This window comes from Ideonella alba, from assembly GCF_018069875.1.
GTDB lineage: Bacteria > Pseudomonadota > Gammaproteobacteria > Burkholderiales > Burkholderiaceae_C > Ideonella > Ideonella alba.
The window spans coordinates 68,682-80,387 of sequence record NZ_JAGQDF010000001.1; the positions used below are offsets into that span (position 1 = coordinate 68,682).

General features: G+C 70.9%; 12 protein-coding genes and 1 tRNA gene. 4 read left to right on the forward strand and 9 right to left on the reverse strand.

What is annotated here, in order from left to right:
• Positions 1 to 176 precede the first annotated feature (176 nt).
• Positions 177 to 1,139, forward strand: coding sequence for a hypothetical protein (locus KAK07_RS00320; protein ID WP_210858322.1), 963 nt, complete (start codon positions 177 to 179; stop codon positions 1,137 to 1,139).
• Here the strand turns inward: KAK07_RS00320 and KAK07_RS00325 are convergent.
• The 4 genes from KAK07_RS00325 to KAK07_RS00340 all read right to left on the reverse strand — a co-directional run bounded on the left by KAK07_RS00325 (position 1,133) and on the right by KAK07_RS00340 (position 5,742).
• Entirely contained in the window at positions 1,133 to 1,771 is a 639-nt protein-coding gene (locus KAK07_RS00325) for a PEP-CTERM sorting domain-containing protein (RefSeq protein ID WP_210858323.1), read from the reverse strand. The two genes, KAK07_RS00320 and KAK07_RS00325, sit on opposite strands and share 7 nt — an antisense overlap.
• 91 nt (positions 1,772 to 1,862) lie before the next feature.
• Positions 1,863 to 2,342: a VOC family protein gene (locus tag KAK07_RS00330; protein WP_210858326.1), complete on the reverse strand. Its 480-nt coding sequence runs from the start codon at positions 2,340 to 2,342 to the stop codon at positions 1,863 to 1,865.
• Positions 2,343 to 2,463: 121 nt separating this feature from the next.
• Positions 2,464 to 4,815: a hybrid sensor histidine kinase/response regulator gene (locus tag KAK07_RS00335; protein ID WP_210858327.1), complete on the reverse strand. Its 2,352-nt coding sequence runs from the start codon at positions 4,813 to 4,815 to the stop codon at positions 2,464 to 2,466.
• 132 nt (positions 4,816 to 4,947) lie between these two features.
• Positions 4,948 to 5,742: a hypothetical protein gene (locus KAK07_RS00340; protein ID WP_210854781.1), complete on the reverse strand. Its 795-nt coding sequence runs from the start codon at positions 5,740 to 5,742 to the stop codon at positions 4,948 to 4,950.
• Between the two features lie 150 nt (positions 5,743 to 5,892).
• Here KAK07_RS00340 and KAK07_RS00345 point away from each other — a divergent pair, with 150 nt between their 5' ends.
• On the forward strand, positions 5,893 to 6,501 hold the full coding sequence (locus KAK07_RS00345) for a response regulator transcription factor (RefSeq protein WP_210858335.1): 609 nt from the start codon (positions 5,893 to 5,895) through the stop codon (positions 6,499 to 6,501).
• A gap of 174 nt (positions 6,502 to 6,675) precedes the next feature.
• Here the strand turns inward: KAK07_RS00345 and KAK07_RS00350 are convergent, their stop codons facing one another.
• The 5 genes from KAK07_RS00350 to KAK07_RS00370 all read right to left on the reverse strand — a co-directional run bounded on the left by KAK07_RS00350 (position 6,676) and on the right by KAK07_RS00370 (position 10,910).
• Positions 6,676 to 7,704 (reverse strand): Cj0069 family protein, encoded by a 1,029-nt coding sequence (locus KAK07_RS00350; RefSeq protein WP_210858337.1) that lies wholly within the window; start codon positions 7,702 to 7,704, stop codon positions 6,676 to 6,678.
• 15 nt (positions 7,705 to 7,719) lie between these two features.
• Entirely contained in the window at positions 7,720 to 9,120 is a 1,401-nt protein-coding gene (gene chrA / locus KAK07_RS00355; RefSeq protein WP_210859040.1) for a chromate efflux transporter, read from the reverse strand.
• Complete coding sequence (locus tag KAK07_RS00360) at positions 9,080 to 10,030, reverse strand: chromate resistance protein ChrB domain-containing protein (protein WP_210858338.1); 951 nt, start codon at positions 10,028 to 10,030, stop codon at positions 9,080 to 9,082. The genes chrA and KAK07_RS00360 overlap by 41 nt, the downstream gene beginning before the upstream one ends.
• A gap of 493 nt (positions 10,031 to 10,523) precedes the next feature.
• Positions 10,524 to 10,673 (reverse strand): hypothetical protein, encoded by a 150-nt coding sequence (locus KAK07_RS00365; protein ID WP_210858339.1) that lies wholly within the window; start codon positions 10,671 to 10,673, stop codon positions 10,524 to 10,526.
• Positions 10,674 to 10,835: 162 nt separating this feature from the next.
• Positions 10,836 to 10,910, reverse strand: a tRNA-Arg gene (locus KAK07_RS00370).
• A gap of 95 nt (positions 10,911 to 11,005) precedes the next feature.
• Here KAK07_RS00370 and KAK07_RS00375 point away from each other — a divergent pair.
• Together KAK07_RS00375 and KAK07_RS00380 are read left to right on the forward strand one after the other, a co-directional pair.
• Complete coding sequence (locus tag KAK07_RS00375; RefSeq protein ID WP_210854771.1) at positions 11,006 to 11,173, forward strand: hypothetical protein; 168 nt, start codon at positions 11,006 to 11,008, stop codon at positions 11,171 to 11,173.
• Positions 11,174 to 11,236: 63 nt separating this feature from the next.
• Complete coding sequence (locus KAK07_RS00380; RefSeq protein ID WP_210858340.1) at positions 11,237 to 11,701, forward strand: YciI family protein; 465 nt, start codon at positions 11,237 to 11,239, stop codon at positions 11,699 to 11,701.
• Positions 11,702 to 11,706: the final 5 nt, after the last annotated feature.

Sequence of the window (11,706 nt, forward strand, 5' to 3'; positions counted from 1 at the left end):
CTGCCGTCGTCTGAATTCAAGGGGGTGCCCGCGCCGGGCGCCCCCTTTTTTCTTGTCTGATCGCGCCGGACCGCGCGTGACATAAGCCCTTGGCCGGCGACGTGCCGGTGCAGTACGCTGGGCGCTGTATGTCGCAGTACCCATCGCAGGCTCGGGTCCCGAGCATTTTTCTTCACGTGCCCAAGAGCGCCGGCTCCACCCTGCGCACCGTCTTCCACCAGGCCCTGGGCGATGAGCTGCTGTGGTTCCGCAACCCTGAGTCGCGCCAGCCCGCCGAGGCGGGCCACCCCCGACTCATCACCGACCTGTCCTTGCTGGAGCGGCCCGAATCCTGGATGGGTGTGCGCCTGGTGGGCGGGCATTTCCCCGCCTGGAAGCTGCCGCTGGGGCTGCGTGAGCGCCGGCCGCTGCTGATGGCGGTGCTGCGTGAGCCGGTGGCACGCATCGAGTCGCTCTACACCTACATCCGGCGCGAGCGGTCGCATATCCTGCATGCCGAACTGCAGGCACGCACCCTGCGCGAGGCGCTGGAACTCCCGGCCTTCCGCCGCGTGGTGCCGCAGGGACAGCTGCGCTTCCTGCGCACCACCCAGCGGCCCTTCCATGCGCGTCTGCTGGCGCCTTTTCCGGTGCTGATCGGCAAGCACGAGCATCTGCCCGCCTTCGTCGCGGCGGCCAGCCGCCGCACCGGTCTGGACCTGGACCTGGCCGACGTGTCGGCCAATGTCAGCCCCTCGGGCTACCGGGACGCCCTGCGCGAGCAGCCGGGCTACGAGGAAGCGCGCGCGCTGATCGCCAGCCTGACCGAGGACGAGGCCGAGTTCATGCGCAGCTTCGACCAGCTCTACGAGCACGAGGCCGGCGACGGGCCGGTGGAGACCCCGCGCACCACCCGGCCGCGCGCCGCCAGCGCGCCGATGCCGCTGAGGACCCAGGTGCCGCCTCTGGCGCCGGTGGCCGCGAAGCCCGCCCCGGCGTCGGTCACCGCTGCCGCAACCCCCGCCGCCGCCAAGGCCCCGAGCGATGCCCAGGCGGACCGGCGGGCCGCTCGCCGCGAGGCGCGGCGCAGCGCCCGGCAGGCGGAGCGCCGGCGCTCACGCCAGCCGGACGCCGATCCCCAGGACAGCCCGACTCAGTAGACGACGACCTTCAGCGCATCCATGCCCCAGCTCTCGTCATTCAGGTCCTGGATGCCCTCGCCTTCGATGCGGAAGGTGATCACGGCGCTCGACGCGGTGTGGGCAATGCGCTTGAGGCGCGGCTCGCCGCCCAGCCAGTAGGCGCTGTCCAGGTAGTAGGTGCCCTGGCTGAAGCCCAGGTCCACGCGGCGCGCCAGCACGAAGCCGGGCTTGCTGGGCTGGTAACTCTGCACCTGCGACTCGGTGGCGTTGGCGAAGGATTCGCGGAAGACCGAGACGCCGTCGACCTCGACGTTGAGGAAGTCGCCGGACGGGAAGGTGCCGGTGCCATCGAGCGAATCGATCGCGGCGAACAGGAAGTCGATGCCCAGGTGCCTGTGGGCCGGCAGGTCGGTCAGCGTGAGCGTCACCACATTGCCGGTGGCACTGCGCAGCATCTGGCCGCCGAAGACCCGTTTGCCATAGGCCAGGCCGGCATAGCCTTGCACGCCCTCGGTGGCGGCCGTGCCGGGCGCGATCTGCGCCGGGACGCCGTTGTCGAAGCTGGTCTTGAAGACGGTGATCTTGGTGGCGGCGGCCTGGGCGCTGAGGCTGGCAGCGGCCAGGGCGAGGGCAAACAGGGTGCGTGTCATCGGTACGGCTCGAGTGAACGGGAACACACGCTGCAACATAGCCGCTCAGGGCCCCAGCGGCACTCCCTAAGGCCGGTCACCTTGCCAGGTGCTACCCACGCCGCGCCGCCTCGACCGCGGCGATGTCGATCTTCGTCATGGTCATCATCGCCTCGAAGGCACGCTTCGCGGCGGCGGGGTCCGGGTCGGCAATCGCCTCGGACAAGGCGCGCGGCGTGATCTGCCAGGACAGGCCCCAGCGGTCCTTGCACCAGCCGCAGGCGCTGGGCTGGCCGCCGTGGTCGATGATCGCGTGCCAGAGCCGGTCGGTCTCGGCCTGGTCCTCGGTCACCACCTGGAACGAAAAGGCCTCGGAGTGGCGGAAGGCCGGGCCGCCGTTCAGGCCCAGGCAGGCGATGCCCAGGACGGTGAACTCGACCGTCAGCACGTCGCCCGCGCGGCCCGAGGGGTAATCGGCCGGCGCCCGGTAGACCGCGCCGACGGCGCTGTCGGCAAAGGTGGCCGCGTAGAACTGCGCGGCGTCCAGCGCCGTACCGTCGTACCAGAGGCAGATGCGGTGTCGGATGTCCATGTTGCTCTCCCGCGGTGGTGCTCAGCGTGCGCCCATCCTACGCGGACCGGCGCATCGTCCGGGCCGACGGCCGGCGGCGACGGCGGCGTTCCACCGCGCTGAACCCCGCCCAACGTGGGGCTCAGCCAGGGTGCTGCGGCGTGATGCGGCCCAGCCACTGGCGCAGCGCGGCCAGGTCCACCGGCTTGCGCAGGCACGGCAGGTCCAGGGCCTGCAGACGCCCGGCGGTATCGGGCCGCGTGTCGCCACTGACGATCAGGGCCGCCAGCGGGTGAGCGCAGCGCAGGCGCAGGCGCTCGATCTGCGCCACACCGTCGCCGCCGGCGTCGGCAGCCAGTTGCAGATCGGTGATCACGCCATCCAGCGCGGGCAGCGTGTCCAGCACGGCTTCGATGGACCGGGCGTCTTCGCCCTCGGTCACCCGGCAGCCCTGGCTGCGCAGCCAGCCGGCCAGCGCACGGCGGCTGCCCTCGTCGTCCTCGATCACCGCCAGGTGCAGGGGGCGCGGCAGCGGCGGCAGCGTTGCCGCCACCAGCGCCGCCGAAGCAGGCAGGCCCGCATGGCCGGGCACGCGCAGCTCGAAACAGCTGCCCCGGCCGGGCGCCGAGCGCAGGCTCAGCGGGTGATCCAGTGCGCGGGCCAGACGCTGCACGATGGCCAGCCCCAGGCCCTGTCCCAGCTGGCGCTGGCGGCCCGGGTTGTCCAGCTGCACAAAGGGCTCGAAGATCGCCTGCTGGTGCTCGGCCGCGATGCCGATGCCACTGTCGCGCACCTGCAGGCGCCAGACCGGCTGGCCGGTGCCGTCGCGGGCGGCTCGGGCGCACAGCAGCACGGTGCCCTCGGGCGTGTACTTCAGGGCGTTGCCCAGCAGGTTGCGCAGCAGGGACTCCAGCAGCAGCGCGTCGCTCAGTGCGGCCGGCGGCAAGGCGTTGCTGACACGCAGGCTCAGCTGCAGCCCGCGTGACTCGGCCTGGGGCTGGTGTTCGCTGGCCAGGCGCAGCAGCAGGTCGCGCAGGTCCAGCGGGGCCGGCCGGGCGCGGGCCTCGCCGGCCTCGGCGCGCGAGAGGTCCAGCAGGCTGTCGAGCATGCCGCGCAAGGCCTGCACGCAGGCGTTCATTTCGGACAGCATCGCGTGTTGCGCCGGGTCGTTCAGCAGGGGCTCGAACATCGCCGCCCGCAGCGACAGCGCATGCAGCGGCTGGCGCAGGTCGTGGCTGGCGGCGGCCAGGAAGCGGGTCTTGGCGGCGTCGGCCTGCGCCAGCGCGGTGTTCAGCTCGGCCAGGCGGCGGCCCTCCTGCAGCGCGCGGTCGCGCTGGTCGGCCAGGCGGGCCAGCTCCAGCCGGATCGACAGGGCCAGGCGCTGGGCCTCGGCCGCGCGCCGGTGGGCCTGCTCGCCCAGCGTGGCCGCGCGGCGCTGGTGGCGCAGCGCGCCGGCCAGGTCGCCCAGGGCTTCGCAGGCGCGGGCGGCCTCGTCGTGCAGGCGGCAGGCATCGGCCGGAAACGTGGCGCCTTCGAAGCCCTCGGGGTCGTGCTGGCGCAGCCGCTCCAGCAGGTCCCAGGCCTCGCGCGCTCGGCCCTGGTCGGTCCAGACCGCCGCCTGCCCCCAGACCCACTCGACCGGCGGGTGCGCCGGGTCGGCGCACAGCGGCAGCGACACATCCAGCCAGTGCTGGGCCAGCTCCAGCCGGCCGGCACGCTGGTAGACCGAGCCATAGAACGCACTGCGGACCCAGCGCTGGTAGGCGTTGAAGTGCGCCTCCCACGCCGACAGCCGGTCGGCCAGCGCCGCGGCCTGGGCGTGCTGGTCGGTGCCGCTGAGCGCCATCATCAGGTTGATGCCGGCCACATGGATGGCCGGCCACTGGTCGGTGTCGGCGCACAGCGACCAGGCCTCGCGGCAGTGTTCGATCGCGCCCTGGTGGTCGAGCAGGCTGGCCTGGTAGCCGCCCAGGCTGCCCAGGGCGATGGCCAGCAGCACCGGGGCATGCACCGCGCGGGCGGTCTGGATCGCCTCGAAGTGGTGGCGCAGCGCCATCTCGGGCTGCCTGAGCCGCTCGTGTGCCACGGCCAGGCGATGGAGCAGCGTGAAGGTCTGCAGCGGGTGCGTGGGCGGCGCCAGGTGGGCCAGCCAGGGCGTCAGCAGCGCCACCACCTCGTCGGCGCGGTTGTGCCGGTGCAGCCACTGCGTGGCCAGGTCGTCGCAGGCCATGGCCAGCGCCTGCCGGCCCGGGTGGGCCGGGGACAGGCCAGCCAGGTGGCGGCGGGCGTCGGCCAGCGCGTCCTCGTACGCTGCGGTGTCGCCCAGCCAGAGCTGGCGCCGGCCCTCGAACGTGGCGGCCAGGCCCTGGGCCAGCGCATCATCGGGTGCGTGGGCGCGCAGCGCCGCCACCGCCGGGTTGGGCGCGCAGCGGTCCTGCGCATGCGCCTGCCAGGCCAGGTCGATCAGCGCGGACAGCGGGGCGGCATCAGTCATGCGGGGGGCAGGCCGGGGCGGACGCCTGATGATAGGCTGCGACAGTGCCGCCCAGCAGGCCGCGCCGGGCCGCCCAGAGGGTACTGATCCCCGGTGCGGGGTGGCCTGGGCGCGGCGGGGCCATGGGGTTGCTCAGTAGCAGATCCGCGCCTCGTAGGTGGCGCCCAGCCCGGGGTAGCTGGCCGGCCCCTGGTAGCAGCGGCTGTCATAGGCGCCCAGGTTCCAGGTGGACACCAGCGCGCCGCCCGAGTACAGCTCCACGCGCAGCGCGCCCGGCCCTTGCGGCAGTGCCACCAGTGTGCCGTCGGGGAAGACCATCTGGCCGCCGGCGTCCAGCGGCAGCGGCTCGGGCGCCACCGGCAGGCCGTAGGTGGTGCCGCATTCCAGCAGGTCGTCGCGCCCCATGCACAGGTACAGGCTGGCGGCGGCCGGGAAGCTGATGCTGGGCGTGTAGTTGGCCACCTGGGTCACGGCCGGGTCGTTGTTGTTCTGCGTGCTGGACTCGGCCACGCCCTGCAGCACCTGCGCGCGCCCGGTCAGGGTCAGCGTCTGGCTGGTGTTGGACACGCGCAGCGGCAGGTGCACAGTCTTGGTCTCGCCCACCGCAATGCCGGGCCAGACGCAGGCCAGCACGCGGGTGTTGCTGTTCCAGCTGCAGCCCGGCGGCAGGTTCAGCACCCAGCTGCCATTGCTGCCGCGCTGCAGGTCGGGCGACACGCTGCTGGGCAGGTTGATGTAGCCGCGCGTCTGGCCGGCAGCCGCCACGCCATCGTTGCGCAGACTCAGCGTCCAGAACGCGCCCTTGCCACGCTGCAGCTGGGCGGGGCCGCTGAAATCGGTGACGATGTCGGGGCGCGGCGTGTTGTTCTGGGCCGCAGCCAGACTGGTGCCCAGGGTCAGGGCGAGCAGAGCCAGGGTCTTGTGCATGGTGGATCCTCTTCAGTGGGGGACAGACAGGTGGCCGTGTGAACCGGCGCCAGGCCAGTGTCTGGCCCGCTCAGCGACGCACACCCGTCCAGTTGGACGGGTCGGCGCCCCCCAGTTCATGGATGATCGACACCCAGCCGCCCCACCGCGATGAACCTGCCCGTCCTGATCGTCGAAGACCACCCGCTGTTTCGCAGCGCGCTGGCATCCACCGTGCAGGCCGCCGGCCTGGCCGCCGACTGCGTGGCCGTGGGCAGCGCCGCGCAGGCCCGCGCGCTGTGGCGCCCCGGCGTGCGCTACGCGCTGGCGCTGATCGACCAGCGCCTGCCCGACGGCCTGGGCCTGCGCCTGGCCCAGGAGGCCCGCGCCTGGGCCGATCGCTGCGTGCTGTTGACCGGTGCCGAAGAGCCCGGCCTGGCGCACCAGGCGCGCCAGCTGGGCCTGGACGGCTTCATCCCCAAGTCACTGCCCCCTGAAGCGCTGGTGGCCGCGCTGCGCCGCGTGCTGCGCGGCGACCGCTGGTACCCCGAACAACCCACCGCCGCCGCCGCCCCGCTGACCGAACGCCAGCGCCAGGTGCTGCGCGAAGTGGGCCGCGGCCGCTCCAACCGCGAGATCGCCGCCCACCTGGGCATCAGCGAGCGAACGGTGAAGGAACACCTCAGCGTGGTCTTCATCCGCCTGGGCACCAACCGGCGGGCGGAGGCGATTGCGCAGGCGACGTCGCTGGGCTTGATTGATTTTGAGGGGGAGGGGTGAGGGGGCTGACGCGCCGGTGGCGATGCCTGGCTGGCGGATGGGGCTGACCGCCTTGCAGCGGCTGCCGTCATCAGGCCCTGGCAGCCGATGGACCGGTGCAGGCGCGACAGGAGACGTCCGGGCGTGGACGTCCCGGTGCGTGCAACGCGACGCTTCACAGGCCTGGGAGTTCGCTCAACGCGCACCCGATCGGCGCAGAACAGCCGCCACGATGGGGTCGATGCACGACGGCGGAAAAGGCGACACGCTGCTGACGTTGATCTCGCAGAGTACATAGCGCTCCGGCTCGCCTGCCCGGGCGTTGCCGAACATGAAGTCGCAGTCCCACAGCAGCGGCAGATGCTCCGCAGACAAGCCCACACATTCGCGCAGCTGGGTGATCCAGCCCGACTCCAGTCGCTGCCTCAGGCTTTGGCAAGACGCCAGGTCCGGCCCGTGATACAGACGGGGTCCTGGCTGGGCGTGGTCGGGATGCAGCGCGTTGATCGCCTGGTGGCCGAACCCGGCCACGCGGTCACCCACCAGGTAGGCGCGAACCATGCCGTCAGCCAGGCGAGGTTGCCAGGCCTGGTCGATCATGTGGCCGCCGGCTTCGGGCTCGAAATACGGCGCGAGCAAGGCGATGAAGTCGGCCAGGGTCATGTTCAGGGGACCGCTACCCCGCTGAGCATGGCGCACCAGCACCTCCTCGCGACCGGTGGCTTCAACACGCCAGATGCCGATGCCGCTGTGGCCGCGGTGCTGCTTGAGCACCCGTGGCCCGGCCTGCAGTCGCACAGGCAGCTCGACCGCCAGTTGCGCCAGACTGTCCACCCGGTGGACATCGCTGCCGAAGGGCAGTTGGCGCGTTGCGAAGAGCACGTCCTTGGTGCCCAGACGCTGCACGGCCTCGGGATGGGCGCTGACGATGACACCCTGCTGTGCGGCCTCTTGCAGCACGGCGTCCAGCCGATGTCGCCGGCGTCCGCCCTCGATGGGGTTGCACCACACCAGCACCAGTGCCACCTGGCGCAGTTGCAGCGCCACTTCATCGGCGAAGTCCTCATGCCAGATGGCGGGCTCTGCGGCCACGCCTGCGGCCTGGAAGGCGTCGAAGAGCGCCGCGAACCGGCTGGCCGAGGGGTCGGCCCTGTCTCGGTCCTCACGGCTGCCCGGGTACAGCAGTGCGACGCGTGGCTGCCCTGATGTCGCTGCGGCGCTCATGATCACCCGCTCCGATCAGAAGCCCAGTGCCGACCGGCCCAGCTGGAACGCCAGGCCGGCGACGCCCGCACCCAGCACCACCGGGATCACGCCCAGCTTGAAGCGGAACAAGGCCAGCGCCGCTGCGGCGCCAATGATCGCGCTGGCCCATTCGAAGCGCCCACCGAAGCCTTGCGGCCACAAGACGTGGTACGCGAAGAACACGGCCAGGTTCACGATCACGCCCACCACGGCGGCGGTGATGCCCGTCAGCGGTGCGGTGAACGTCAGGTTGCCATGCGTGGATTCGATGAACGGCCCGCCCATCAGGATGAAGAAGAACGAGGGCAGGAAGGTGAAGAAGGTCACCACCACCGCGGCCGCCGTACCGGCCAGGAACAGCGAGTCGCTGCCGAAGATCTGGGTGGTCCAGCCGCCGACGAAGCCCACAAACGCCACCACCATGATCAGCGGCCCGGGCGTGGTCTCGCCGAGTGCCAGGCCGTCGATCATCTGCGGCGCCGTGAGCCATTGGAAATGGTCCACCGCCCCCTGGTAGACGTAGGGCAGCACCGCGTAGGCGCCGCCGAAGGTCAGCAGCGCCGCCTTGGTGAAGAACCAACCCATCTGGGTCAGCACGCCATTCCAGCCGTGCAAGGCCATCAGGCTGCCCAGCGCCACGGCCCAGAGTGTCAGGCCAGCCACCATCACCACCCGGAAGCGCGCCCAGGTGAACCGTGCGTGCGCTGGTGTGGGTGTGTCGTCATCGATCAGGGCCGGACCGAAGTCCTTCCTGGAGGCGCCATGGCCACCACCGGCCTTGAACTTGTCGGGTACCAGCTTGCCGCCCACATAGCCCGTCAGGCCCGCGATCAGCACGATGAGTGGAAACGGCAGATCCAGCGCGAAGATCGCCAGGAACGACCCGGCTGCGATCGACCACAGCCAGGCGTTCTTCAGAGCCCGCGAGCCCACGCGCCACGCTGCATGCACGACCAGCGCCGTCACCGCTGGTTTGATGCCATAGAACAGCCCCGCGATAGCCGGCACTGTGCCGAAGGCCATGTAGACCCACGACAACGCGATCAGCAGGAACAGCGACGGCAGCACGAACAGCCCGCCGGCGACGACACCGCCCCAGGTGCGGTGCATCAGCCAGCCAATGTAGGTGGCCAACTGCTGCGCTTCGGGCCCGGGCAGCACCATGCAGTAGTTCAGGGCGTGCAGGAAGCGGTTCTCCGATATCCAGCGGCGCCGCTCCACGAGCTCCTCATGCATGATGGCAATCTGCCCCGCCGGCCCGCCAAAGCTGATGCAGCCCAGCTTGAGCCAGTAGCGGAAGGCTTCCGCGCGAGAGATGGATGGCGGCGAGGCTTCGGCGTCTGCGGTGTGTTGGTCAGGGGTCACTCGGGGTCTCCAATGCGGCGTAGCAAGCATCAAACACGGACAGCGCTGCTGCCAACAGGGCGTGATCGTCGGCATGCCGGGCTTGCAAGCCGCGGATCAGCATCTCCAGCCCCGGCGCCTCTTCAACGGGCATGCCGCCGATATCAATGCAATGGACCAGCGCAGCCAGCCGCTGCAGCGCCGGGTCGCCCAGCAGACCAAAGGTTTCGGCCACCACCTCGAACGTGACCCGCTCGCCCACATGTGTGAAGGTGGCACCGTCGAAGTCATAGCCCAGCGCCGACTTCGGGCACTTGCGCGCGTCGGCCAGCCAGATGAAGGTGGGGCTCTTGTCGATGAAGCGCTGGATCAACCAGGCCGTGGCCAGGCGGTCTACCCACGGGCGCTGGCGTGTGGCCCAGGTGCGCCCCTGAAAATCAGCCACCTCGCACCGCGCGATGGCCGCAGCGGTGGCCGACGGCTCATCTGGCGCGAGATGCAGTTCGATCTCGCGGCGCAACGCGACCATGGCGTCGACAGCCTTGTCGCTGGCCCTGCCCGGGAAGAAGTCAATGGCCTGGATGGCGTGGAGCTGCGTCTGCAGGCCTCGCAGGGTCTTGCGCAGTGTGGCCTCGGTGGCTGACCTGAGCCGGGTGCGCGCCTCCTTGGCGGTCTGCAGGAATTCCGCGTAAAGCTCCGCCCGGTCAAAGAGCGACCTGAACGCCTGCTCCTGCGCATCGTCACGCGCCTGCACCACGAGCAGGTGCGCTACGGCCCCCGCATCGACGATGGTGCGCTCCAACGCCGACAGTGCGCTGGCGCTGGGCGCGTGCTCGGGCAGCACATAGACGCCTTCTCGCAACGCGCCGGCACCGGTCGCCCTGAGCGCCCGCCAGACCTTCACCCGAAGCCCGCTGGGCGAGGTCGGCAGGGTCGCGGTCAGGATCAACCAGGAGGTCATGAAGCAATCATCGCATGATGAAACAAATGTTGCAAAGCCGGTATGCCGGGCGCCATCCGACCAGCGTGGCCATGACCGCCTTCCAGCGCCGGACCGACTTCGCGTCCTCGTCCTTCGACCCGGCCCATTGGAGCGGCCTGTCCGAGCGCCTGAGCCGCCACCCAGCAGCACCTGACCGAGGCGCAGTCCAGCGAGGACCCGCCGGCCCGTTCAGGACAACGAACTCAAGCGCGAACACCGGCTGCGCACCGGCTCCGTGGCGCTGCACGGGTTGTACGTCGACAGCCTGGGGGCAACGGGCCATGGCCTGAGCCTGTGCCTTGACCTGCTGGCCCACCGGGCGTCTGGTGCCGCGGGCACCGGTGCGGGCTTCGCCTTTGCGCCGTTCATCGGCGCCGCGGTGGCCGTCGCGTTGGGTGATCGCGACTTCAGCCTGTGGATGCTGCCGGGAAGTGCGCTGATGCGGTCGGGCGTGAGGGTCCGTTTGGCGGAGTCACGCGGGCACGAGCACACCCACGACGGCGGCCACCATGACCATGGACACGAGATCGTGCCGCAGGGCGCGCACGGCCACGCGCATCGACATGACGGGGTGACGCACGATCACGCGCAGGTGCCCGATCTTCACCACGCGCACCGGCATGGAGCGACCGGCCAGGCAGCAGCGCGGCCTGCAACGTTGCCCGCCCTCGGGCGTGAACAGCCATGGGCGACGAGGACTCCCTGCACGGCGCGGCGCATCTGAAGCCCGGGCAACTTCGGCGGCCAGTGGGGTGTTCCAAGGCCTGACCGTCCCGGCCATCCCTGGTCCCTCCGACAGGAATCGAACCTGTATCTGGCGCTTAGGAGGCGCCCGTTCTATCCATTGAACTACGGAGAGGCCCGCGCGGTGCGGGGCACTGCGCGAAAGCGCGAATTCTCGCATGCAGGCTGGGCGGGTTACGCTGCGGCACCTGGAAACACGAAGGATGTGCCATGACGATGGTGGGCAAGGTGGGCGTGCTGCTGGCCGTGATCGGCATGGCGGCGCAGCTGGGTGAGGCGGGGCCGTGGGCGGGCTGGGTGCTGCTGGCGGGCCTGGTGGCCTTGGGCGTGGACGTGGTCCGCGGGGTCAAGGCCTTCCTGTCGGCGGACGGGCGCTGAGCCATGGGGACCGCTCGCAGGACGGGTACACGGGTTCTGGGCGCGCTGACGATGGCGCTGGGGATGGCCTGTGCGATGCAGGGCGCGGCGGCGCAGACATCGCCGACGGCGCCGCCGGCCCCCGCGGCCTCCTCCCCGCCGGCCGCCTTTGATGAGGCCCTGGCCGCCCGCACCGGCGCCGATGAGTACGGCATGAAGCGCTATGTGTTCGTGCTGCTGCGCACCGGGCCGAACCGCATGCCCGATGGGCCGGCGCGCGACGAGATGTTCCGCGGCCACTTTGCGAACATGAAGCGGCTGGCCGATGCGGGCCACCTGGTGCTGGCCGGGCCCTTCGATGGCGTGGATGGCTGGCGCGGCCTGTTCATCCTGGCGGTCAAGGACATCGACGAGGCGAAGAAGCTGGCCTCGACCGACCCGGTGCTGGCCTCGGGCGAGATGGTGGCCGAGTACCACCGCTACTTCGGCTCGGCGGCGCTGGTGATGGTCAACGAACTGCACGCCAGGCTGGCGAAGAAGTCGTTCTGACACCC

Coding starts and splice junctions, on each gene's coding strand:
- KAK07_RS00325 (WP_210858323.1), bottom strand. CDS start 1,771: ATGACACGCACCCTGTTTGCCCTCGCCCTGGCCGCTGCCAGCCTCAGC.
- KAK07_RS00330 (WP_210858326.1), bottom strand. CDS start 2,342: ATGGACATCCGACACCGCATCTGCCTCTGGTACGACGGTACGGCGCTG.
- KAK07_RS00360 (WP_210858338.1), bottom strand. CDS start 10,030: ATGACCTCCTGGTTGATCCTGACCGCGACCCTGCCGACCTCGCCCAGC.
- KAK07_RS00340 (WP_210854781.1), bottom strand. CDS start 5,742: ATGCACAAGACCCTGGCTCTGCTCGCCCTGACCCTGGGCACCAGTCTG.
- KAK07_RS00335 (WP_210858327.1), bottom strand. CDS start 4,815: ATGACTGATGCCGCCCCGCTGTCCGCGCTGATCGACCTGGCCTGGCAG.
- KAK07_RS00345 (WP_210858335.1), top strand. CDS start 5,893: ATGAACCTGCCCGTCCTGATCGTCGAAGACCACCCGCTGTTTCGCAGC.
- chrA (WP_210859040.1), bottom strand. CDS start 9,120: ATGCTTGCTACGCCGCATTGGAGACCCCGAGTGACCCCTGACCAACAC.
- KAK07_RS00375 (WP_210854771.1), top strand. CDS start 11,006: ATGACGATGGTGGGCAAGGTGGGCGTGCTGCTGGCCGTGATCGGCATG.
- KAK07_RS00380 (WP_210858340.1), top strand. CDS start 11,237: ATGGCCTGTGCGATGCAGGGCGCGGCGGCGCAGACATCGCCGACGGCG.
- KAK07_RS00350 (WP_210858337.1), bottom strand. CDS start 7,704: ATGAGCGCCGCAGCGACATCAGGGCAGCCACGCGTCGCACTGCTGTAC.
- KAK07_RS00365 (WP_210858339.1), bottom strand. CDS start 10,673: ATGCCGGTGCGCGTGGTGAAGATCGGGCACCTGCGCGTGATCGTGCGT.